The organism is Flavobacterium sp. Sd200 (assembly GCF_009826935.1).
Lineage (GTDB): Bacteria > Bacteroidota > Bacteroidia > Flavobacteriales > Flavobacteriaceae > Flavobacterium.
This window is the reverse complement of sequence record NZ_WUMN01000004.1, coordinates 117,899-139,153: the sequence shown is the minus strand read 5'-3', so window position 1 is coordinate 139,153 and position 21,255 is coordinate 117,899. Positions and strand designations below refer to the sequence as shown.

Here is a 21,255-nt window from a genome sequence, read left to right as displayed (position 1 = left end):
TGTCTAAAATCTAAACGTCTTATTTTATCAGCTCAAAACTCCTCTTTACAAAAGCAGTCAGTTCTTCGCCTTTAAGCAGGTTTTGGCTCAGTTTGGCAAGATCCAATGCCTGTTTAACCAAGTCCTGCTGGTGCGTTTTGTCTTCGGTGTTCAGTATGCTGCTGGCAAGTTCGCTGTTAGTATTAACCACAAGGTTATACATATCGGGGAAGTTGCCCATACCAAACATACCGCCGCCACCGGTTTGGCTCATTTCTTTCATACGGCGCATAAACTCCGGCTGCGTAATGATAAATGGTGCCGACTTGCTATCCATTGCCTCAAGCTGCACGGTGTAGGTTTGCTTAGGTACAATTTCTTCAAGTGCAGTTTTTAGCTTCTCTTTTTCGTCGTCGCTAAGTTTAGATATTTGCTCCTCATCTTTCTTAATAAGCCTGTCAACATTGTCAGAGTCTACACGAACAAACGTAGTGTTCTCATTGTCAGCTTCCAGTTTTTGTATAAGGTGCGACACTATGGGAGAGTCTAAAAGCAATACTTCATAACCTTTTTCTTTAGCCGCATCAATATAGCTGTGCTGAGCATCTTTGTTGCTTGCATAAAGCACCACCAATTTGCCGTCTTTGTCGGTCTGGTTGTCTTTCAGGGCTTCCTTAAGCTCTTCAAGTGTAAAGAATTTACCGTCTACAGTTGGATACAATACAAATGCGCCTGCTTTTTCATAGAATTTAGGCTCGCTAAGCATACCATATTCCAATACAATTTTAATATCGTTCCATTTTTGCTCAAAGTCCTCACGGTTTTCGTTGAATAACGACTTAAGCTTATCGGCAACTTTACGGGTAATGTAGTTCGATATTTTTTTAACCGCACCATCAGCCTGTAAGTACGAACGCGACACGTTTAGCGGAATATCCGGGCTGTCTATCACACCGCGAAGCATGGTAAGGAATTCCGGTACAATGCCCTCTACATTATCGGTAACAAACACCTGGTTTTGGTATAGTTGTATTTTGTCTTTCTGAACCTGTAAGTCAGAAGACAGTTTAGGGAAATATAAAATACCGGTAAGGTTAAACGGATAATCTACATTAAGGTGAATGTTAAACAACGGTTCTTCAAACTGCGTTGGGTACAGCTCGTGGTAGAAGTTTTTATAATCTTCCTCATTAAGTTCGCTTGGCTGTTTAGTCCACGCCGGGGTTGGGTTGTTTATAATAGTGTCAACCTCAATTTCTTCCGGCTGGTAGTCTGCTCCTGCATCTTCAGGTGTAGGCAGGGTTTCTTTATGCGTACCAAATTTAATTGGCACCGGCATAAACTTGTTGTATTTTTTAAGCAGCTCGCGTATTTTAGATTCTTCTAAAAACTCAAGCGAATCTTCAGCAACATTCAGTATAATCTCAGTACCACGAGTGGTTTTATCACTTGGCTCTAAAGTAAACTCAGGGCTGCCGTCGCAAATCCAGTGTACCGCAGGCTCGTCTTTGTATGATTTGGTAATGATCTCTACTTTTTCTGCCACCATAAATGCCGAGTAGAAACCAAGGCCGAAATGGCCTATAATGCCTGAATCTTTGGCAGTGTCTTTATATTTTTCCAAAAACTCCTCTGCGCCCGAAAATGCCACCTGGTTGATGTATTTCTCTACCTCTTCGGCAGTCATACCAATACCCTGGTCTGTAATATGTATCTTCTTAGCTTCTTTGTCAACCTTAACCTCTATAATAGGATTGCCATATTCTACACTGGCTTCGCCTATGCTTGTAAGGTGTTTAAGTTTTAAGGTAGCATCTGTTGCATTACTTACCAACTCACGTAAAAAGATCTCGTGGTCGCTGTATAAAAATTTCTTGATTAGGGGAAATATGTTCTCTACCGAAACATTAATTTTTCCTGTTGCCATATTTATGTGGTTTTTTGTTTGATTTTTATAGTAGCAGTCAAATAAAATACCAAAAACACTTTGGTGACAAATTGGCATTTTTGATCCATTAAAAATATTGCCCGTTTTAGATGCAAGTATTTTTTCATAACGTATATTACACTACTTAAAATACTGATAAAAAACTATTAAAAACATTTTTGGAATGATTTTAGCTTAGCAAATAATTCAAAAAAAGCGTATATTTACTTTAACTGATTGCAGAATGTTTAATTTTGTAATCGCAATTTTAAAAAAATACAATTTTATGTATCATTCAAAAATTTCAGGCCTGGGCTATTATGTTCCTTCCAATATAGTAACCAACGACGACCTCTCTAAAATAATAGACACCAACGATGCCTGGATACAGGAACGTACAGGTATTAAAGAGCGCAGGCATGTTGTAAAAGGCGATGGCGACACCACCACCACCATGGGCGTTAAAGCCGCTAAAATTGCTATAGAACGCGCAGGCATTGATGTAGAAGATATAGATTTTATTGTGTTTGCTACACTTAGCCCTGATTACTATTTTCCGGGGCCGGGCGTGCTGGTACAGCGCGACCTGGGCATGAAACGCACTGTGGGTGCCCTCGATGTGCGCAATCAGTGTTCGGGTTTTATATATGCACTGTCTGTAGCAGACCAGTTCATTAAAACCGGAATGTATAAAAACATCCTTATAATTGGCAGCGAACTGCACTCTACCGGGCTCGACATGACAACACGTGGCAGGGCTGTGTCGGTAATTTTTGGCGACGGTGCAGGAGCAGCCGTACTAACCCGCGAAGAAGACACTACCAAAGGTGTACTCTCTACACACCTGCACAGCGAAGGGCAGCATGCCGAAGAGCTGTCGCTTATTGCACCGGGGATGGGCAAAAGATGGGTGACTGATATTATTGCCGAAGCCGACCCTAATGATGAAAGTTATTTCCCTTACATGAACGGACAGTTTGTGTTTAAAAATGCAGTGGTACGCTTTAGCGAAGTAATTATCGAGGGGCTTAAGGCAAACAACCTCGAAGTATCTCACATCGATATGCTGATACCCCACCAAGCCAATCTTAGGATATCGCAGTTTATACAGCAAAAATTCGGATTGCCTGACGATAAAGTGTACAATAACATTATGAACTATGGCAACACCACGGCAGCATCTATTCCTATTGCCTTGACCGAAGCATGGGAACAGGGCAAAATTAAATCAGGCGACACCATTGTACTTGCTGCCTTTGGCAGTGGCTTTACATGGGGTAGCGCGGTTATAAAATGGTAGCTCCTTGAATCTGAAAACAGAATTACATAAAAACAGAAAATCCTGACAGTATTAGTCAGGATTTTCTGTTTTATACACTTTTTTCTTTTACTTATCTTTTGTAATGCCCGATACCAACGACTGGCATAGCGAGAGTATAAGGCTAAAAACAAATGTGTGGAAAAAGTCGATTATAGCAAAGCCGTCAATAAGGTAATCACATATCATTACAATTATGGCGTTTATCACTAAAAGAAAAAGTCCCAATGTAAATATAGTGGCAGGCAGCGTAAACAGCACCAGTATGGGCTTTACAAAAATGTTTAGCAGTCCTAAAACCAGTGCCACAATAACCGCCGAATACAGGTTGTGCACATACACCCCCGGCATTAAATGCGCCAGCAGTACTACAAAAAGGGTTGTAAATAAAATATTCAGTAACGTTTTCATATCACAAATATAGTTTATACAAAAGTAAAAAAAGCACCGGATATTATCCGATGCTTTTTGCCATTTAGGTTATTGAAAGGGTTAGTTAGGGTATTTAGTTGGTTGGCAACACTGTAGCCCCCGGATAATATCCGGCAGTTACAGCAGGCAACTTGGCCTTGTAATGCTCGTTAATTACTTTTATAATTTCGTTGGCCACAAGTGCATAGCCTCTTGCGTTAGGGTGAACCCCATCTAACGAGAACAGCACAGTATTTACTGTCGAAACACTAAAATAATTGGCTGTATAGATCTGTCCGTCGTCAGTACGAAGGCCTGATACGAGTGTATTAAGGATAGCATTCATATCTGCCACGGCAAGGTTTTTAGCTGCAGCAATAGATTTAATGCTGTTATTAAAATTGGTGGTAGCATTATTTATAAGTGTAATTTCCGAAGGAATAAGCACCCACTGGTCTGCCAAAGGCACACTTACACCATTTATCATTTGCGCATTGTCGTTTACACGTGTGCCAATAAACGATGAAGCCGGAAGTACAATAAGGTCAGATGCAGTAGCCTGCCTGTAAGACGGCAAACCTAAAGCACTAAGATTGGTAAGGCTTTCGTCTACAATAGTAACTGCATTGTTGCCTGCCGCAAAGTTAATGGTCCTGCGGGTAACTTCTTCGGCACTTATCAGGTTTGCTGCCCTTGCAACCTGTAAACCGCCATTATATTGAGCAAAACCTGCGTTTAAGGCCGTTGCTGTTGCAGCATCAAGAGCCACAGGGTTGTAAGGCACAGTAGTAAAATAAGGAATAGATGTAACGTTAGGAATAGTACACACCACACCTTTTGCACCACCTGCCGTAAGCCCGTTTACAATAGTACTGTAAACATTTGCAAAAACGGTAGGATCGGTAATATCGTTACTGCCATAGGTAGCAGGGTTCATGTTCCCTGTCCTGTCTACACCAACACCTCCCGATGTAGCATAGGCCAAAACATCCATATCGCCCACCCAGTCGGTAAAAAAGGTTGGGTTTAACGAAAGTGCATCGCCTAAAACCGTAGATGTAGCCGATGTAGCCATCCTTACATAATAAGGGTTAGCCATTCCTGCTGCCAAACCCGCCGCGTTGCCATAGCCCGCCGCCAAAAAATGGAATGATTTTGCACCCGGAACCCCCATGTTATTAAATGCCGATTGCTGTGCTGTTAAAGTAACGGTACTTGTGCCTGCAATTGGCTCCGGTTTAGATACAGATGCATCAAGTATAAGCCTTGTAGGGAAACCCGGCAGGCCATTAATACCACCAAGGTTGTTTACATCTTCGGCATAGCTTGGCTGTGTAAAGTTACCACCACCCACTACTTTAAATTGCTGTGCCAGTATGTTAGGAAACGAATAGGTTTGCCCAATGCGCGACATTGTTCCGTCCATGTATCCGGCAGTTAGTGAGTTACCTATGGCTACATAAGTAGAAAAATCGGCTTCTCCTGCGCTAAAGTCGGCGTTGCTAAGCTCATTTTCAAACTCAGGTTCGCAAGCTGCAAAACCCGCAGCCAGTATGGCTAAATATATAATTGTATTTCTTTTTTTCATGACTGATTTTATTAGAAGCTATAGGTTAGACCAATACCAGGCGAGAACACCACGTTTTTGTATGTACCCCCAAAGGTGTAATAGTTACCGTCTTCGGCAGTATAGTTATAACTGTTGTTGGTTTCTTTAAAATGAAGGTAAAGAAACGAAGCATCAATACCCAGTTTAGGCGTTACCTGATAGGTTAAACCACCGGTAAAACCCATAGAATCGTTACGGGGTGTCTCCGGGGCAAAATAGCCATCCTGAACAGGGCTTTCATCAAAATACCATCCTGCACGGAAGGCAAATTTTTGATTGGGTTTAAACTGCGCCCCTACCCTATAGGTATTGGCATCTTTATAATTGCGCGGATTTACTGATGTTGGTATGTTGTTTACAAAATCTACAGTAAGTGCTTTGTACACATTCCAGAATGCCACATTATAATCGAACGCAACCAACCATTTATCAGTAAGCTCTACCGAGAAACCTGCTGTAAGTTCGGCAGGCAACGGTAGGTCGGCATTAAATTTTGTATCCCTGTAAGTGCCTTGTGCAAAGGCAGGCACATCATGAAAAGTAGCATCGCCGTTACGGGCCTCCATTATAATTTCAGATCGGTAGTTTACCCCTACCCTAACGCTTTCCACAGGGTTAAGCATAAAACCTGCTGTCCATCCCCAGGCAGTTACGTTTGTGGCCTTAATGGTAACATCGGCCGGGTTGCCGTTTTCTCCTAAAGGTACTTCATTTTCGTTAAGGCTCCTGCTCAGGTTTCGGTTAAACTCCACACCGCCTGTAACATAGATAGGACCACCGCCAATACTCAATTGGTCATTAACTTTTATTGCAATGGTAGGCTGAATATAAATAGCTTCAAGATCAATATTATTTACAAGGTTGGCACCTACCCAATCTCTGTCCCATTCTACAGCACTGCCGTAAGGCGAATATACAGCAAGCCCAACAGTAAGCCAGTCGGTAGCACGATAAGAGGCATATACCTCGAAAGGCGTACCGAAGTTATCGGTGCTCGATGCCCAGTTGTTTTCACGGTTCTGGAATTTAGTACGGGCAAAAAGTCCGTTTGCACCAGCCGAGAAGTTAAAACGGTCTTTCAAAAATGCTGCTCCGGCAGGGTTAAAAAACAGCGATTCGGCACTGTTTACAACCGCTACCCCGGTATGCCCCATAGCAAGCTGTTTCTGGCCCTGCAAACTTACACGATACCCCCCTGCAAAAGCAGAGGTTGCCGCTAAAGCTGCTGCCGTTAAGGATAATAGTTTTTTCATTGTTTAATATGGGTTATGTTTGTCATTTTGATAATCTCTATATCAAATTTATAATAAATTACGGATTATACAATAATCTATAACATTTTATTATGAATGCATAATAATTAAATTACTATATTTTACTATGCATGCCTAACAAAAAATCACAAAAACAACTATTTCATTAAATAAAAACTATGCCTGCATACTATAATGTTAATTCCGGGTACTCAATTTTAACATTTAAACCTAAATACTAATAAAAATATAAATAGCTGGCATGCAGTGTTTTTTAGTAGTAATTTTCAGTCATGAAGCCATCAAAAAAAATACTCAAAATAGCAGGAATCACTTTAGGCACACTAATAGTATTGCTCACTGCCGCAAACTTTATTGCAGAAAGCTACATCTCTAAAAAACTCCCCGAAATAATCAAGAATAAAAAAGACTTTCCTTACAACCTTAGCTACACCAGCCTTGATGTAAACCTGCTTGGCGGAAGCTTTACTATGCACAATGCTGCCCTTGCCCCAAAAGACAGCATGCAGGCCGCAGTGAAAAACGGCGTTTTCGGAAAAATAAAAACAGTAAAAGTACGGGGTCTCAGCCTTTGGCAATTGTACAAACATAAACGCATAAAGGTAAACCGGGTGGCAATAGACAGTCCGGAAATAATACTCTACCAAAGCAAAAAAAAGTATGACACCAAAGACGATGTAGAAAAGCCTTTTAAAACCATTATTGAAACCGGAAGCATTTCGATTAGCAACGGCAGTTTCAAATTGCTCGACGACAAAATGAATCCTAAGTTGCGCGCTGCCAACATTAGCCTGGACATTAGCAACATTAAGGCCGACAGCACCACTATAAAAAAAAATATACCCGTGCGCTACCGCGATTACAATTTTGCGTGTGACAGCCTGTTTTACAATGCAGGGCAATTTTACAACATTGCACTTAATAAAATTGCCGCTACCGATGCCAGTGTAAACATCAGTAACTTTAGGCTTATACCCAAGCACACCCGCAAGCAGTTTGTAGGGTTAATTGATAAAGAGCTTGACCAGTTTAATCTGCAGGCCGACAGCATTGCAGTACCTAAAGCCGACTGGGGGTTTACAAACGATACTCTCTATGTGCATGCGCCCGAAGTAATTTTAGGAAAGGTGTTTGCTAACATTTACCGCAGCAAAGAACCTACAGACGACCCTTCGCGAAAAAAGCTTTACAGCGAACTGCTTCGCAACCTCAAATTTGATCTTAAAGTAGACAAACTGCTACTTAAAAACAGCGTTGTAGAATATGAAGAACAGCTCACTTTTGCAAAACCTGCTGCCAAGGTATCGTTCTCTAAATTCTATGCTACCATTGCCCATGTGTACAGCCCCGTAAACAAGACTAAGTTGCCGCCAACCACCATAGATGTGCAGTGCCTGTTTATGAAAAGTGCTCCTTTGAAGGTTAAGTGGACCTTTAACACACCCGATGTGAGCGATGCCTTTACTATTACCGGGCATTTGCAAAACATTCGCAGTGAAGAAGTAAACCCAGTGAGTAAACCCCTCATGAACGTGGAAACCACCGGAAACATTAAAGATGTTAAATTTGTTTTTAACGGCAACCGCGAGCGTGCCACCGGAACTTTTGCAATAGAGTATGACGACCTTAAAGTAGACATCTACAAAAAAGACGGCAAAAAGAAGAACAAATTTATGAGCGCTGTAGGCAACCTGCTGGTTAAAAACGACAGCAACGAACGCCCTAAAAAAGCCGATGTAGCGGTAGAGCGTAGCAAAGATAAATCGGTATTTAATTTTTTGTGGAAGTTTGTCATGCAGGGGCTTAAACAAACAGTGTTACCTAAAGCCGTTGGGGAGAATGTTTAGATAATATAAACAATGATTTTGTTTATTATTGCGTTGTTGTTATAAACAATCTTACATGAAAATCTTTCCCACAATCCTGCTTGTTACGTTTAGCATATTATGTTTATACTCGTGTAAACAGGAAGATCATGATAAGATTGTGCTAAAAATCCTGAAACCGGAGGTATATTCTTACGGGTACGAATATGAGCGTGAGTATAAAGATGGCGCTTATATTACAAAAACACCACAGGTTTTAAGATATAGTCTTACCAACAACAGCAACATAACTTATTATTTCAATAGCGTTCCGTGGGCAAAAAAAGAACACTATGGCATAAATGTAACCTATACAGCAGAGCTTATAATAAAAGATAATAATGGCGTTATATTAGAGCCCAGATATTGGACTTCATGTATGATGTCAGAAGAATATTCAAAATTTTCAGCTGACAGGGAAAAGAAATTTGAACAGATCGTTAAGGACTTTGGATATGAACAAAAAAGGTATCCCGAACTTTTTCTGAGTAACGACAACTTTTTTATCCACCCCCACGAAACCCTTTATTTTGAAGGGCTTTTATATCTTCCCGGCCACCATGAACGGGGACGAATTGATTTTAAAAAAGATAGGACTTATAGCACGCAGCTTGAAATTACCAGCGACTCTACTACCTTTATAAAAGAGAACACACGCGCCCTCATAAAAACTGTACAAGCAAATGGTTATAAGGTTTTTCACGGCACTATTATATCAAACAAAATTCCGGTAGTGTTTAAGAAAGATTGAAGCAAACAATAATAATGATCGCTTCGTGCCTCGCGATGACCACTCATATTCTTTGGTTATAGCTATTTCTTCAAGTACTGTCACTGCAAGACATGAAGCAATGTGTTTTAAAACAGGTTAAACCTAAAAGGTTGAAAAAACCTTGTAGGTTAGCCCAGTTCGCACCACCTTGGTAGAGACGCACTACTGTGCGTCTTACAAAAAAGGTATATCATAGTAGATTTTACCACACTGTCAAATCATTAAGACGCACAGCAGTGCGTCTCTACGCGTCTCTTGATGCCTACATACTGTAAAACTTTGTAACTTTGCGTGCTTATAACTGCAAAAACAAACAACACCATGCAAAAAAAGATAGTACTGTTAGGCTCCGGGGAGTTAGGTAAAGAATTTGTAATTGCCGCCCAGCGCATAGGCCAAACCGTTATTGCGGTAGACAGTTATGCCAATGCCCCCGCCATGCAGGTTGCCGATGGCTTTGAAGTAATAAACATGCTCGACGGTGCCGCTCTTGATGCCGTTATTGCCAAACATAATCCTGATTTTATAGTACCCGAAATAGAGGCCATTCGCACCGAACGTTTTTACGATTACGAAAAACAGGGCATTACCGTAGTTCCAAGCGCAAAGGCTGCCAACTTTACCATGAACCGTAAAGCCATTCGCGATCTGGCAGCTAAAGACCTAGGGCTTCGCACTGCCAACTACCGCTATGCCACCAGCGCTACCGAACTTGAACAGGCCGTTGCCGAGGTAGGTATGCCATGTGTGGTAAAACCCTTAATGTCGTCGTCGGGCAAAGGGCAGTCTACCATTAAATCGGGGCCGGATATCGAAAAAGCTTGGAACTATGCCGTAGAGGGTTCTCGTGGCGACGTTGTGGAGGTTATTGTGGAGGCGTTTGTAAACTTCCATTCAGAGATAACCCTGCTAACCGTTACTCAAAATAATAACCCTACCCTGTTTTGCAGCCCTATTGGCCACAGGCAGGAGCGCGGCGACTATCAGGAAAGCTGGCAACCTGCTAAAGTGAGCGACAAAGATATTGCCGAAGCACAGGATATGGCCCGTAAAGTAACCGAAGCCCTTGGTGGCGCAGGTATTTTTGGGGTAGAATTTTTCCTTACCAATGAAGGCGTATATTTCTCTGAACTGTCGCCACGCCCACACGACACTGGCATGGTTACACTGGCAGGCACTCAAAATTTTAATGAATTCGAACTGCACCTGCGCGCCATACTAAGCCTGCCTATTGCCGAAATTACTTTAGAAAAAGCCGGAGCAAGTGCCGTAATACTGGCATCTGCAAATAGTGACAACCCTACTTTTAGCGGGGTTGAACAAATTGCCGCACTGCCTAAAACTGATTTCAGGCTGTTTGGCAAACCAACATCGCGCCCCTACCGTCGCATGGGTGTTGCTCTTGTGGGCGACACATTAGACACCCCGGTTGAAGAAATTACAGAAAAGGCCAAAGCCGCTGCGGCCCTGGTAACCGTAAATGCTTAAAACAGGCTAAACGCGCTTTTTAAGCCCGTTGAAAAGCAATGCATTAAAATTTTTGTATGGGTTGTAAAAAAGCATTAATTTTGCAGTCCGAAATTATATAGATAAAAATCTGAACTAATGAATATCACAAAAGAGCAGGTAGATGCGTTAAATGCTGTTGTAACAGTAGCAATTACTAAGGATGATTATAAAGAAAATGTAGATAAGGCTTTATACAGCTACAGGAAAAACGCTTCTATTCCCGGATTTAGGAAAGGTGCAGTGCCTGCAAGCCTTATACAAAAACAATATGGCAAAGCCGTATTGCTTGAAGAAGTAAACAAAGTACTTCAGTCTTCTTTAAACAACTACCTTGTTGGAGAAAAACTAAACATATTAGGCAACCCGCTACCAAGAGCTACAGAAAACTTTGACTGGGATGCTGAAGATTTTAAATTTGAATTTGAAATTGGCCTTGCTCCTGAGTTTAATGTAGACTTAGGCGGCACTACCCTTACAAAATATACTATTGTTGCCGATGATACTTTGCTTGATGAGCAGGTAGCACGCATACAAAAACAATATGGTAAACTTGTTCCGCAGGAAGTTGTGGCAGAAGGCAACGACCTTGCCGGTACTTTTACTAACGAAGAGAAAGGCATTAACAGCCCGGCTACAATATCTGCCGATATTTTTGCTGACAAAGCTACTTTCGAAAAATTTGTAGGTAAAAAAGTAGGCGATGTAGTTACTGTTTCTACTAAAGGCCTTTTTGACGACGACCACAAACTAATGGATTACCTTAAAGTGGGTCATGACGATGTACACGGCCTTGACATCGAGGTAAACTTTACTATAGAAGAGATCAACGCTGTAGAACCTGCCGAACTTAACCAGGAGCTTTTTGACAAGTTGTTTGGCGAAGGTAATGTAGCATCTGTAGAAGAGCTAAAAGCTAAAATTAAAGAGGATGCAGAGCAGCAATTTGCACAACAGGCTGACCAGAAATTCCTTAACGATGTTACTGAGTCGCTTATAGAAACTACTAAGTTTGAATTACCTGAAACATTCCTTGTAAAATGGTTACAAAGTGCAGGTGAAAACCCTCTAACTGCAGAGGAAGCAGCAGGCGAATTTAAAAAATCTGAAAAAGGCCTTCGTTACCAGCTTATAGAAGGTAAAGTGGTTACAGAAAACAACCTGCAACTAACTTTTGAAGAACTTAAAGCTTTTACTGCCGACCTTATAAAAAAACAAATGGCTCAGTTTGGCCAGCTAAATCCTTCTCAGGAAGATATAGACGGTATCGTGGCACGCGTTCTTGGCAACCAGGATGAGGTTAAAAGACTTTCTGATCAGGTTATGAGCGAAAAAATAGTAACACTTTTCAAAGAAAAAGCATCTTACGAAACTAAAGAAGTTACGTATCAGGACTTTATCAAAGAAATGTACGGAGAATAATTCTCGTAAAAAATGAGTATATTTGAACGTCAGTCTAATTTAAGACTGACGTTTTTTCGTTCTCTTAAACAAATTAAAATTTTAAAGAAGAATTATGGATTACGGTAAAGAATTTAAAAAATATGCCACGGGTCACCGCGGTGTGAATAACTTATACTACGATAAACTGGTAAACCGCATTACCCCTACAAACCTTACACCATACATTATGGAGGAGCGTCAACTAAACGTTGCTCAAATGGACGTTTTTTCGCGCCTTATGATGGACAGGATCATTTTCCTTGGTACAGGTATAGACGATCAGGTAGCAAACATTGTTCAGGCACAGTTATTGTTCCTTGAAAGTGTAGATGCAGCCAAAGACATACAAATATACATCAATTCACCGGGCGGAAGCGTTTACGCAGGCCTTGGCATGTATGATACCATGCAGTACATTAAACCCGATGTAGCCACTATTTGTACCGGTATGGCAGCAAGTATGGGTGCCGTGCTTTTATGTGCAGGAGCAGCAGGAAAACGTTCTGCCCTGCCGCACAGCCGTGTAATGATCCACCAGCCATCGGGCGGTGCACAGGGTGTAGCTACAGATATGGAGATCAACCTGCGCGAAATGCTTAAGCTTAAAGAGGAGCTTTATGAGATTATCTCTAAACACTCTGGTCAAAGCTTTGACAAAGTACACAAAGACAGCGAGCGCGATTACTGGATGAAAGCGCCTGAAGCAAAAGAGTACGGAATGATAGATGAGGTACTTATAAGAGAATAAATTTAAAAAAAGTAAGTTATATATAGCAGGGATTCCGTAAACGGTGTCCCTGTTATGCATAACATAAAAAAGAGAGATGGCGAAAGAAGTATTAGAGTGTTCTTTTTGCGGCAGGAAAAAGCCGGAAACCAATTTGCTTATTGCAGGTATCAGTGCGCACATTTGCGACCGCTGTATAGAGCAGGCACACGGCATTGTGCTGGAAGAACTTAAACAAAGCGGTGCCACACATTTGGCAGGCGAGCTTGACCTGAAAAAACCCAAAGAAATACGCGCATTCCTGGATGAGTATGTAATTGGCCAGGACCAGACAAAAAAAGTGCTTTCGGTTGCGGTGTACAACCACTACAAGAGGTTAACACAGCAAAAAAGCGACGACGAGGTAGAAATAGAAAAAAGCAACATACTTATGGCAGGGCAAACCGGTACTGGTAAAACCCTTGTGGCAAAAACCATTGCGCGCATGCTAAACGTGCCGCTTGCCATTGTAGATGCCACTGTGCTTACAGAAGCCGGATATGTGGGCGAAGATGTGGAGAGCATACTTACACGCCTTTTGCAGGTTGCCGATTATGACGTTGCCAAAGCAGAACGCGGCATTGTGTTTATAGACGAAATAGACAAAATTGCCCGCAAGAGCGATAACCCGTCTATTACCCGCGATGTATCGGGTGAAGGAGTGCAGCAGGCATTGCTAAAACTACTGGAAGGCACCATTGTAAACGTTCCGCCTAAAGGGGGACGCAAGCACCCTGACCAGAAATTTATTGAGGTAAACACCCAAAACATATTGTTTATTGCGGGTGGTGCTTTTGATGGCATTGAGCGCATTATATCTAAAAGGCTTAACCGCCAGGCAGTGGGCTACAGCTCATCACGCAATGCCGACAGCATAGATAAAGACAACTTGCTGCAATACATTATCCCTAAAGACATTAAGGATTTTGGCCTTATACCGGAGATCATTGGACGTATGCCGGTACTTACACACATGGACCCATTAGACCGCGATACGCTTCGTGCTATTCTTACTCAGCCTAAAAATGCCTTAGTAAAGCAGTACACTAAACTGTTTGCCATGGACGATGTGGAACTAACAATATCTGACGAGGCGTTGGATTATATTGTAGACAAAGCGTTAGAATATAAACTGGGTGCGCGCGGACTTCGTTCTTTATGCGAGGCCATACTTACCGAAGCCATGTATGAACTGCCGGGCAGCGACGAGAAATCGTTAAGCATTGATAAAGACTACGTAGACCACCACCTTAACAGAACATTACTTAAAAGGCTTAAAACAGCTTCTTAATTTGGTTGATGGTTGTTAGTTATTGATTGATGGTTCAAATTAATCTTTACACAGATATAAACAAGTCCTTTATTAATACCGCCACTGACACAAAGCAGTGTTTTTAATGAAATAGATATTATAAAAGCAGGATAAGCAATTGTCCTGCTTTTTTGTTTGGTATTACACCTAATTTATTTCATAAAGCGAGGGAATCAGTGCAGTCAAAGAATATTAATGAACAAAAGATGAGACTGCTTCGTGCCTCGCAGTGATGGTATGTGAAGAAAGTTTGGTAATTAGGACTGTGAATGGTCATTACGAGGCACGTAGAGACGCACTGCTGTGCGTCTTAATGATATAGCTGTGTGATAAGATCTACTATAATATAACCATTTTGTAAGACGTATAGCAGTGCGTCTATACCAAGGTGGTTCGTATCGAGGTAACCTGCAAGGTTTTTTCAACCTTGTAGGTTTAAACTGTTTTAAAGACAGTCTGCTTCGTGCCTCGCAGTGACGATATATGAAAAAAAGTTTCGTAATAAGTGCTGGGAATGATCATTACTGGGAATGAAACTATCTTTACAGCAGATTAACTTTAGTTTTATTACAACAACCTCATTCACAACAAACATACAGGTAAATATGCGCCAACAAATATTTTATTTATGTTGTAACAAACACTTTTGCCATTCGTCATAAAAAAATAACCGTTCGTCATAAAATGTTAAAAGCGTGTAAATATTAAATATACTTTTACACTACAATAATCAACCAATTAAAACTAAAAGCTATGGTAACTGTATTTGTTTATGTAATTCAGATAATTATTTATGCAATCAGCCTGTTTTTTTAAACGGCCTGCGGCATAGCCTATAAATTATCATCAGTCAAAAAACATACTGCTGCACACGGACTCATCAACCCTCTGGCAGCAGTTAAAAAAAGAACGTACATTTGAGTTAGTGCGTGCCGGGCAGCCATAAACTGCCCGGTTATTTTTACAGTACATTTTATTATGAGGTTATTACACAATTTTAAATATTATCTGTTCAGCTTTTTTGGCTTTGTTTTGTATGTGTTCTTCACACTAACACTCGATAAGGTTTCTTACCGCGCATCGTTTGTTCCGAAAGAAAAATATGTGGGTTATCTTTCTTATTTTTTCTCAGAAGGCTTTTTATGCGCTTCCCTAGCATGGTTACTGTCTATACCTGTTTTATATGCGTTTGAGCATTTTATAGATTTTGCCGACCTGCAAAAAAAATCGATACTAAAACTTGCTTTAGTTTTTATAGGTGCACAGGTTCTTTACAGCATGTTGATATGGCCTTTGCTCAATGTGGCGTCGGTGCAGTTTTTACACGACGGTATGAAGCTGACCGTTTTTATGAAGCTAACCAACATTCCGTACTTTTTTACGGTCTTTTTAATATGGCTGTTTATTGTTACGGCAGTAAAATTGTACCATTACTTTAAAAAGGTAAAACTAAATCAGGTTGAGCTTGAGAGCAGCCTGCGCGAATCGCAACTCAACACACTAAAGGGACAGATAAATCCGCATTTTATGTTTAACAGCCTCAATAACATCAGGGGGCTTATACTGGAAGACACCACACGTGCGCGCGACATGATTACGCGCCTTAGCGAAATGCTGCGCTACAGCCTTGCCAAAAGCGATGTAAACACTATTCTGATTAAAGAAGAACTGCAAACGGTAGACAATTATATTGAGATCTCTAAAATTCAGTTTGAAGACCGCCTGCAATTTAAAATGAGTGCCGATACCGACACGTTAAATATTGCCATTCCGCCCATGATAATACAAATGCTTATAGAAAATGCCGTTAAGCATGGTATTAGCAATTTAAAAAACGGTGGAGAAATAAACCTTGCCGTTTACCGCACCGATGGGCAGTTGTTTATTATAGTAACCAACTCAGGGTCGTTAACCATTAGCGAGGGCAGTACCAGGCTTGGACTCGAAAACATTAAAAAACGTTTGGCTCTACTTTTTGGAAACAGGGCGCATTTTTCGCTCATGGAAAAAGATACATTTGTAGAAGCTAAAATAACCATACCGCTGGCATGAGTACCATAAAAGTTATAATTGTAGAAGACAGTCGTTTGGCACGCAACGAGCTTAAAGAGCTTATAAAAAACCATGCCGAACTGGAAGTGGTGGCCGAAGCCGAAAATGTAGACACGGCCTACGAACTGATAACACAACTACGCCCTCAGCTTATTTTTCTGGACATCAACATGCCCGAAAAGGATGGTTTTGCCCTGCTGGAAATGCTCGACGAAGTTCCTGCAGTGGTGTTTACTACAGCTTTTGATGAATATGCCATTAAGTCGTTTGAGTATAATGCGCTTGACTATTTGCTAAAGCCCATTAACCAAAAGCGATTTGCCGATGCGGTAGAAAAGGTTAAGACCAAAGTTGAAGCAAAAGAAAATGCCGTTGTAGAATATTTAAACGAGAACAGCCAGATATTTATAAAAGATGGCGAAAAGTGCTGGTTAGTAAAAATAGCCGATATTTATTTGTTTGAAATAGTAGGCAATTATACCCGTGTTTATTTTAAAGACTGCAAACCGCTTATTTATAAATCGCTTAACCAAATAGAGGAACGTTTGCCTCAAAATCTCTTTTTCAGGGCTAACCGCCAGCAAATTATTAACCTGCAATATATAAAAGGAGTAGACAACTGGTTTAACGGAAAACTTAAAGCCACCATGCAAAGCGGAGACGAGGTAGAAATATCGCGCAGGCAGTCAACACTATTCAAGGAAATGCTAAGCTTGTAGGCTTGGTTTACTGCGAATTTAATTAATTCTCAGTGACATTTTTTTGACAACACCTTTTTTATAACAATGACCTGGTTAAAACCAGATCATTGTTATTAGAACAAATCTTTTCCTTTCTTAAGGGTTGCCCCAAACGGAATTTTATTTCCTCCCGAATATTTTAAAGTATATTGTTTCTTTGTTTCAGTATCAACATTAGCAGTAACTTCTACGCCTTGTACATCAAAAGAAACATCTATACCAACACCAGCTTCCTTTTCAAACTCAATCTGAATACTATCGGCGTAAAACAAAGCTTCTGCAATATAATTATGCTTTATTTTCTGTTTGTAATCTCTCGTATTATTATCCTCATATGCCGATAATAGCTTTTTAATTGTTAAGCCAGGTTCAGCACTATTGGTAAGTCTTGCTTTTTTAAGAGAAAGTACTTTTACGCTAAGACTTTTGGCATTTTTAACCTCACCACTAAAATTTATATTAAACAGAAAAGGAAGTTTAAAACCAAAGGAAATCACTTCTTCTTTTGAAAATTGAAAATCAGGAACCCCTGCCTCAAAAGAAGAAATAGCTTTAAGTTGTGTCATTAAATTGATAACGGCATTCTCTTCAGCAATAACAGCAGCTATATTATCATTGGTTGTCCTAAAAGATCTGCCACTCCATTCAAAAATTTCACCTATTGCAGTATCCGCTGATGCATGTGGGAGTAAATCTATATCATATATTTTAAAGATTTCTTTGGCATACGGCAATCTGTTTATGGGTAAGATACCAAGTTGTGCAAAAGCTGCTTCGGTAAGTTGTTCATTTGTATTCATAATAATCGGTTTTAAATTTAAGACCAAATTAGTTTTTGAACATGCAATAAAAAATACCTAATGTTAGGTATTTACAAAGGCTATATACTCCCTAAATCTTTCCCTTACCATTATTATCCCTACGCGGACGAATAACATTACTCTCTCTTTTTGGAGCGGGAGGCAGGCTGGCTTCTTCGGTTTTACTGCTTGGCGCAATAAGGGTGTTGAGTTCTTTTATTTCGGCAGGTGTAAGATCGCGGTAACGCCCAACGGGCACATCGAGTGAAATGTTTATAATACGAATGCGTTTAAGTGCTGTAACATCATAGCCCAGATATTCGCACATGCGGCGAATTTGGCGGTTTAAGCCCTGCGTAAGTATGATCCTGAAAACATACTTACTTACCTGCTCTACCTTACACTTGCGCGTAACAGTATCGAGTATAGGTATACCGCTGCCCATGCGCTGAATAAACCTATCGGTAATGGAGCGGTTTACGGTAACAATATATTCTTTTTCGTGGTTGTTGCGTGCGCGGAGTATCTTGTTTACAATGTCGCCGTCATCGGTCATAAAAATAAGTCCCTCGCTGGCCTTATCGAGCCTTCCTATAGGGAAAATACGCTTAGGATAATTTATATAATCTACAATATTGTTTTGCACCTCCTGATTGGTTGTACACTCTATGCCCACAGGTTTATTAAAAGCCAAATAAACATGCTTATCTTTTTTCTCGGTAATAAGTTTGCCGTTTACACGCACCTCATCGTCGGGGCCAACTTTGGTGCCCATTTCAGGCACGGCTCCATTAAGGGTAACACGTCCTTCTTCAATAAGCCTGTCGGCCTCACGGCGTGAACAAAAGCCTGTTTCGGCAATAAATTTATTTAGGCGTTTTAACTCTTCCATGCTGCAAAGTTACATATTTTAAAACTACATAAAAACATTAGGGGCTGCCTTATGGCAGCCCCGGTTTACATTCCTTTATTTAGAAGAGATACTTATTGTTTAACTTCTTTTTGCGCATCCTGTATCATTTTTTCGTTTGCAGTAATAGCAAACTCAACGCGCCTGTTTTTAGCCCTGCCATCAGGAGTGGCATTATCTGCAATAGGATCGGCCTCACCAAGACCTTTTGTAACTATCCTGGCAGAAGATATGCCTTTACTGCCAAGATATGATTTTACAGAAGCAGCTCTTTGCTCAGAAAGATTAAGGTTATACTCATCGCTACCACTGCTGTCAGTATAACCAAATATCTGGATATTGGTATCCGGATATTCGTTAAAAACAGGTACCAGTTTGTCAAGGTTACCTTTTGCTTTAGTAGTAAGTGTAGCTTTATTAAGATCGAAGTTAACCGAGTTTTCACCAAGGGTAATTTTAATACCCTCTCCTACCCTTTCTACTTCAGCCCCCGGCAAAGCCTGGTCTATTTTTTGGGCTTGTTTGTCCATCCTGTTTCCAATAACACCACCAACGGTGCCACCCACAACACCGCCAATAATGGCTCCTAATGCCGTGTTGCCGCCTTTGCCTATGTTGTTGCCCAGCACACCGCCAATAACAGCTCCGGATGCCGCACCTATACCTACACCCCTTTGTGTATTGTTTGTATTTTTAACTGCCTCGCACGATGTTATGCCTGTAAGGGCAAGAAATGTAAGTGCCAGTGCATAAATTTTTAATGATCTCATGATTAAGTGTTTTTAAAAATTCTGTATTTAGTTTATTAGTTTCTGGTAAAGCTGTATACAACCTCTACATTTTTGCCGCCCACATTTACATTATCCACAAGCTGAAATGCACTCTCGGTTTGGTTTCTAATGGCAAGTGTGTAGCCTTCGGTTACACGTTTGGCTTTTTCTCCTTCGGTAATTTTAAAATTAAATGTACCGGCTTTAGTAATTGTCCACACTATTGGGCTGCTAAAGGTTGGGCAGTTAGCTCCCGATACTGTCATGGTACCTTTATTATTGTTAGATATAAAGTTCCATGAGCTGCCAACAAAACATTTAGAGTCGGCCACATCAAAAGAAGTAACTTTAATATAATCCGAACCCGGGTAAGAAACATTAGAAATGGTCCAGTTGCCTTTTAATCCTACCTGCGATTTTTGGTCTAAAGACCCGCATGAGGCTACAAGTACCACCAGCATGCATAATGACAAAAACTTTTTCATAATTAGTTTATTTTGTGTTTTAGGTTAAATTTTACTGTAGTTTGCGTAGTATAAAGTTACAGACATTACTGCCTACTTTACAATAGGTGTGCCAATTTTTTAACAGGAAATTATTTAATCATATTTACACCGTTACTGCACCTACTATGGTTTTGGTTTGATTTTAAAGTAAAACACAACAACATGCGGCTGTTTTTAAAGCCGATTAATTTTTTCTTAAAAAATATATGTTTTAACAGTTATTGAAAAACAATGCAAAGTTTGAAATGATTTATACCCCAAAAGCATTGCGGTTTACAGCAAGGTGCACCTCTGTATTTACTGGAATTTCTTTGTAATGTTCAAAAAACAGCACCTGACCGTTGAATACTGATTTAATAAGATAGCGGCTTCCTTTAAAATAGCATTGCTTAACCACCACTTTTAAAGGCCCATTCTCTACCACTTCAAGCTGGTGAGGATACAGAAGAGCTGTTTCATCAGGGTTAGTGGTAAGGGTAATCAGTTCCAGCTTTATTTCGTTAACCTCTCCAAATAACGATGCCGTATATTTATCTTTCGCCTTATAATACATTTCTTTAGACGGGGCTTTATCTATAAGCGTTCCTTTTTTTATCACTATAGTTTCATCGGCAAAAGAAAGGGCATCAGTACTATCATGCGTGGCAATAAGGCAGGTAATATTTTTTTGTTTTAAGTAGGCAAACAAGTTGCGGCGCAGGGCATTTTTTCTAAAATTATCTATATGGCTAAAAGGCTCATCGAGCAGCAAAACCTCAGGTTCTAAAGCCAAAACCTTGGCAAGCGCAATGCGTTGCTGCTGGCCTCCGCTCAAAAATTTTACTTTGGTGGCAGCATGCTCTTCCATCTCCACAATTTGTAAAAGCTCAGTAATACGACGCTTTTTTTCTTCCGGATAAAAGTTAGACAAAAAACTGCCTACATTCTCTGATGCTGTAGTATAGGGCATTAGGTCGAAATCCTGCGCAAGATATTTCATGTAAGGCATGCCGGGCACCAGGTTAAACTTGGGTCCTGTAACTACTTCTCCTTTATAGGTAATATCTCCTTCATTCAAATCGTATAAACCATAGATAACCTTTAGCAAGGTACTTTTCCCACAACCGCTTTCGCCTATAATGGCAACATTTTGCCCTGTTTTTACATTAAAGCTGATTTGGTGCAATATGGTTTTTTCGGTATAGCCAAAAGATATGTTTTTTACTGACAGCATGCGTATATAATTTCACAGACTGCAAAAGTATTCAATTAACCCTTAAAATTATCAAAATAACAGGTACATATATTTATATGCT

General features: G+C 40.5%; 18 protein-coding genes. 9 read left to right on the top strand and 9 right to left on the bottom strand.

Annotation, left to right across the window (positions count from 1 at the left end; all coding sequences use genetic code 11):
• Positions 1 to 19 precede the first annotated feature (19 nt).
• Positions 20 to 1,906, bottom strand: coding sequence for a molecular chaperone HtpG (gene htpG / locus GR160_RS12475; protein ID WP_160750209.1), 1,887 nt, complete (start codon positions 1,904 to 1,906; stop codon positions 20 to 22).
• Positions 1,907 to 2,192: 286 nt separating this feature from the next.
• Between htpG and GR160_RS12470 the strand changes: the two genes are divergently transcribed.
• Positions 2,193 to 3,206 (top strand): 3-oxoacyl-ACP synthase III family protein, encoded by a 1,014-nt coding sequence (locus tag GR160_RS12470; protein ID WP_160750208.1) that lies wholly within the window; start codon positions 2,193 to 2,195, stop codon positions 3,204 to 3,206.
• An 87-nt stretch (positions 3,207 to 3,293) separates the two neighbouring features.
• Here GR160_RS12470 and GR160_RS12465 read toward each other — a convergent pair whose 3' ends face one another.
• The 3 genes from GR160_RS12465 to GR160_RS12455 all read right to left on the bottom strand — a co-directional run bounded on the left by GR160_RS12465 (position 3,294) and on the right by GR160_RS12455 (position 6,497).
• On the bottom strand, positions 3,294 to 3,635 hold the full coding sequence (locus GR160_RS12465) for a phage holin family protein (RefSeq protein WP_160750207.1): 342 nt from the start codon (positions 3,633 to 3,635) through the stop codon (positions 3,294 to 3,296).
• Positions 3,636 to 3,729: 94 nt separating this feature from the next.
• Entirely contained in the window at positions 3,730 to 5,223 is a 1,494-nt protein-coding gene (locus GR160_RS12460; RefSeq protein ID WP_160750206.1) for a G-D-S-L family lipolytic protein, read from the bottom strand.
• Positions 5,224 to 5,234: 11 nt separating this feature from the next.
• Complete coding sequence (locus GR160_RS12455; protein WP_160750205.1) at positions 5,235 to 6,497, bottom strand: OmpP1/FadL family transporter; 1,263 nt, start codon at positions 6,495 to 6,497, stop codon at positions 5,235 to 5,237.
• A gap of 293 nt (positions 6,498 to 6,790) precedes the next feature.
• On the opposite strand from GR160_RS12455, the gene GR160_RS12450 reads away from it, so the two are divergent.
• The 8 genes from GR160_RS12450 to GR160_RS12415 all read left to right on the top strand — a co-directional run bounded on the left by GR160_RS12450 (position 6,791) and on the right by GR160_RS12415 (position 16,953).
• Positions 6,791 to 8,365, top strand: coding sequence for a hypothetical protein (locus tag GR160_RS12450; RefSeq protein WP_160750204.1), 1,575 nt, complete (start codon positions 6,791 to 6,793; stop codon positions 8,363 to 8,365).
• A gap of 55 nt (positions 8,366 to 8,420) precedes the next feature.
• The gene (locus GR160_RS12445) at positions 8,421 to 9,134 is read left to right on the top strand and encodes a hypothetical protein (protein WP_160750203.1); all 714 of its coding nucleotides are present in this window, start codon (positions 8,421 to 8,423) and stop codon (positions 9,132 to 9,134) included.
• 342 nt (positions 9,135 to 9,476) lie between these two features.
• A complete protein-coding gene (purT, locus tag GR160_RS12440) occupies positions 9,477 to 10,643 on the top strand; it encodes a formate-dependent phosphoribosylglycinamide formyltransferase (protein WP_160750202.1) in 1,167 nt (388 codons plus the stop codon).
• A gap of 117 nt (positions 10,644 to 10,760) precedes the next feature.
• Positions 10,761 to 12,083: a trigger factor gene (gene tig / locus GR160_RS12435; RefSeq protein ID WP_160750201.1), complete on the top strand. Its 1,323-nt coding sequence runs from the start codon at positions 10,761 to 10,763 to the stop codon at positions 12,081 to 12,083.
• Positions 12,084 to 12,177: 94 nt separating this feature from the next.
• Positions 12,178 to 12,852 (top strand): ATP-dependent Clp endopeptidase proteolytic subunit ClpP, encoded by a 675-nt coding sequence (clpP, locus tag GR160_RS12430; protein WP_160750200.1) that lies wholly within the window; start codon positions 12,178 to 12,180, stop codon positions 12,850 to 12,852.
• A 76-nt stretch (positions 12,853 to 12,928) separates the two neighbouring features.
• Positions 12,929 to 14,161: an ATP-dependent Clp protease ATP-binding subunit ClpX gene (clpX, locus tag GR160_RS12425; RefSeq protein WP_160750199.1), complete on the top strand. Its 1,233-nt coding sequence runs from the start codon at positions 12,929 to 12,931 to the stop codon at positions 14,159 to 14,161.
• Positions 14,162 to 15,160: 999 nt separating this feature from the next.
• Entirely contained in the window at positions 15,161 to 16,234 is a 1,074-nt protein-coding gene (locus GR160_RS12420) for a sensor histidine kinase (RefSeq protein WP_160750198.1), read from the top strand.
• Positions 16,231 to 16,953: a LytTR family DNA-binding domain-containing protein gene (locus GR160_RS12415; protein WP_160750197.1), complete on the top strand. Its 723-nt coding sequence runs from the start codon at positions 16,231 to 16,233 to the stop codon at positions 16,951 to 16,953. The genes GR160_RS12420 and GR160_RS12415 overlap by 4 nt, the downstream gene beginning before the upstream one ends.
• A 95-nt stretch (positions 16,954 to 17,048) precedes the next feature.
• Here the strand turns inward: GR160_RS12415 and GR160_RS12410 are convergent, their stop codons facing one another.
• The 5 genes from GR160_RS12410 to GR160_RS12390 all read right to left on the bottom strand — a co-directional run bounded on the left by GR160_RS12410 (position 17,049) and on the right by GR160_RS12390 (position 21,173).
• Complete coding sequence (locus GR160_RS12410) at positions 17,049 to 17,774, bottom strand: hypothetical protein (protein WP_160750196.1); 726 nt, start codon at positions 17,772 to 17,774, stop codon at positions 17,049 to 17,051.
• A 91-nt stretch (positions 17,775 to 17,865) separates the two neighbouring features.
• Positions 17,866 to 18,666 carry a 23S rRNA pseudouridine(2604) synthase RluF gene (rluF, locus tag GR160_RS12405; protein WP_160750195.1) on the bottom strand — a complete coding sequence of 267 codons (801 nt, stop codon included), beginning with the start codon at positions 18,664 to 18,666 and terminating at the stop codon, positions 17,866 to 17,868.
• Between the two features lie 92 nt (positions 18,667 to 18,758).
• The gene (locus tag GR160_RS12400) at positions 18,759 to 19,454 is read right to left on the bottom strand and encodes an OmpA family protein (RefSeq protein ID WP_160750194.1); all 696 of its coding nucleotides are present in this window, start codon (positions 19,452 to 19,454) and stop codon (positions 18,759 to 18,761) included.
• Positions 19,455 to 19,489: 35 nt separating this feature from the next.
• Positions 19,490 to 19,939 carry a lipocalin family protein gene (locus GR160_RS12395; RefSeq protein ID WP_237421221.1) on the bottom strand — a complete coding sequence of 150 codons (450 nt, stop codon included), beginning with the start codon at positions 19,937 to 19,939 and terminating at the stop codon, positions 19,490 to 19,492.
• 271 nt (positions 19,940 to 20,210) lie between these two features.
• Complete coding sequence (locus GR160_RS12390) at positions 20,211 to 21,173, bottom strand: ABC transporter ATP-binding protein (RefSeq protein ID WP_160750193.1); 963 nt, start codon at positions 21,171 to 21,173, stop codon at positions 20,211 to 20,213.
• Positions 21,174 to 21,255 lie beyond the last annotated feature (82 nt).

Bases quoted from the DNA above. Each gene is read 5' to 3' on its own strand.
- GR160_RS12455 (WP_160750205.1), bottom strand. From the start codon at position 6,497: ATGAAAAAACTATTATCCTTAACGGCAGCAGCTTTAGCGGCAACCTCT.
- GR160_RS12460 (WP_160750206.1), bottom strand. From the start codon at position 5,223: ATGAAAAAAAGAAATACAATTATATATTTAGCCATACTGGCTGCGGGT.
- GR160_RS12420 (WP_160750198.1), top strand. From the start codon at position 15,161: ATGAGGTTATTACACAATTTTAAATATTATCTGTTCAGCTTTTTTGGC.
- GR160_RS12410 (WP_160750196.1), bottom strand. From the start codon at position 17,774: ATGAATACAAATGAACAACTTACCGAAGCAGCTTTTGCACAACTTGGT.
- GR160_RS12470 (WP_160750208.1), top strand. From the start codon at position 2,193: ATGTATCATTCAAAAATTTCAGGCCTGGGCTATTATGTTCCTTCCAAT.
- GR160_RS12390 (WP_160750193.1), bottom strand. From the start codon at position 21,173: ATGCTGTCAGTAAAAAACATATCTTTTGGCTATACCGAAAAAACCATA.
- tig (WP_160750201.1), top strand. From the start codon at position 10,761: ATGAATATCACAAAAGAGCAGGTAGATGCGTTAAATGCTGTTGTAACA.
- htpG (WP_160750209.1), bottom strand. From the start codon at position 1,906: ATGGCAACAGGAAAAATTAATGTTTCGGTAGAGAACATATTTCCCCTA.
- GR160_RS12445 (WP_160750203.1), top strand. From the start codon at position 8,421: ATGAAAATCTTTCCCACAATCCTGCTTGTTACGTTTAGCATATTATGT.
- GR160_RS12395 (WP_237421221.1), bottom strand. From the start codon at position 19,939: ATGAAAAAGTTTTTGTCATTATGCATGCTGGTGGTACTTGTAGCCTCA.
- GR160_RS12400 (WP_160750194.1), bottom strand. From the start codon at position 19,454: ATGAGATCATTAAAAATTTATGCACTGGCACTTACATTTCTTGCCCTT.
- clpX (WP_160750199.1), top strand. From the start codon at position 12,929: ATGGCGAAAGAAGTATTAGAGTGTTCTTTTTGCGGCAGGAAAAAGCCG.
- GR160_RS12465 (WP_160750207.1), bottom strand. From the start codon at position 3,635: ATGAAAACGTTACTGAATATTTTATTTACAACCCTTTTTGTAGTACTG.
- purT (WP_160750202.1), top strand. From the start codon at position 9,477: ATGCAAAAAAAGATAGTACTGTTAGGCTCCGGGGAGTTAGGTAAAGAA.
- GR160_RS12450 (WP_160750204.1), top strand. From the start codon at position 6,791: ATGAAGCCATCAAAAAAAATACTCAAAATAGCAGGAATCACTTTAGGC.
- clpP (WP_160750200.1), top strand. From the start codon at position 12,178: ATGGATTACGGTAAAGAATTTAAAAAATATGCCACGGGTCACCGCGGT.
- rluF (WP_160750195.1), bottom strand. From the start codon at position 18,666: ATGGAAGAGTTAAAACGCCTAAATAAATTTATTGCCGAAACAGGCTTT.
- GR160_RS12415 (WP_160750197.1), top strand. From the start codon at position 16,231: ATGAGTACCATAAAAGTTATAATTGTAGAAGACAGTCGTTTGGCACGC.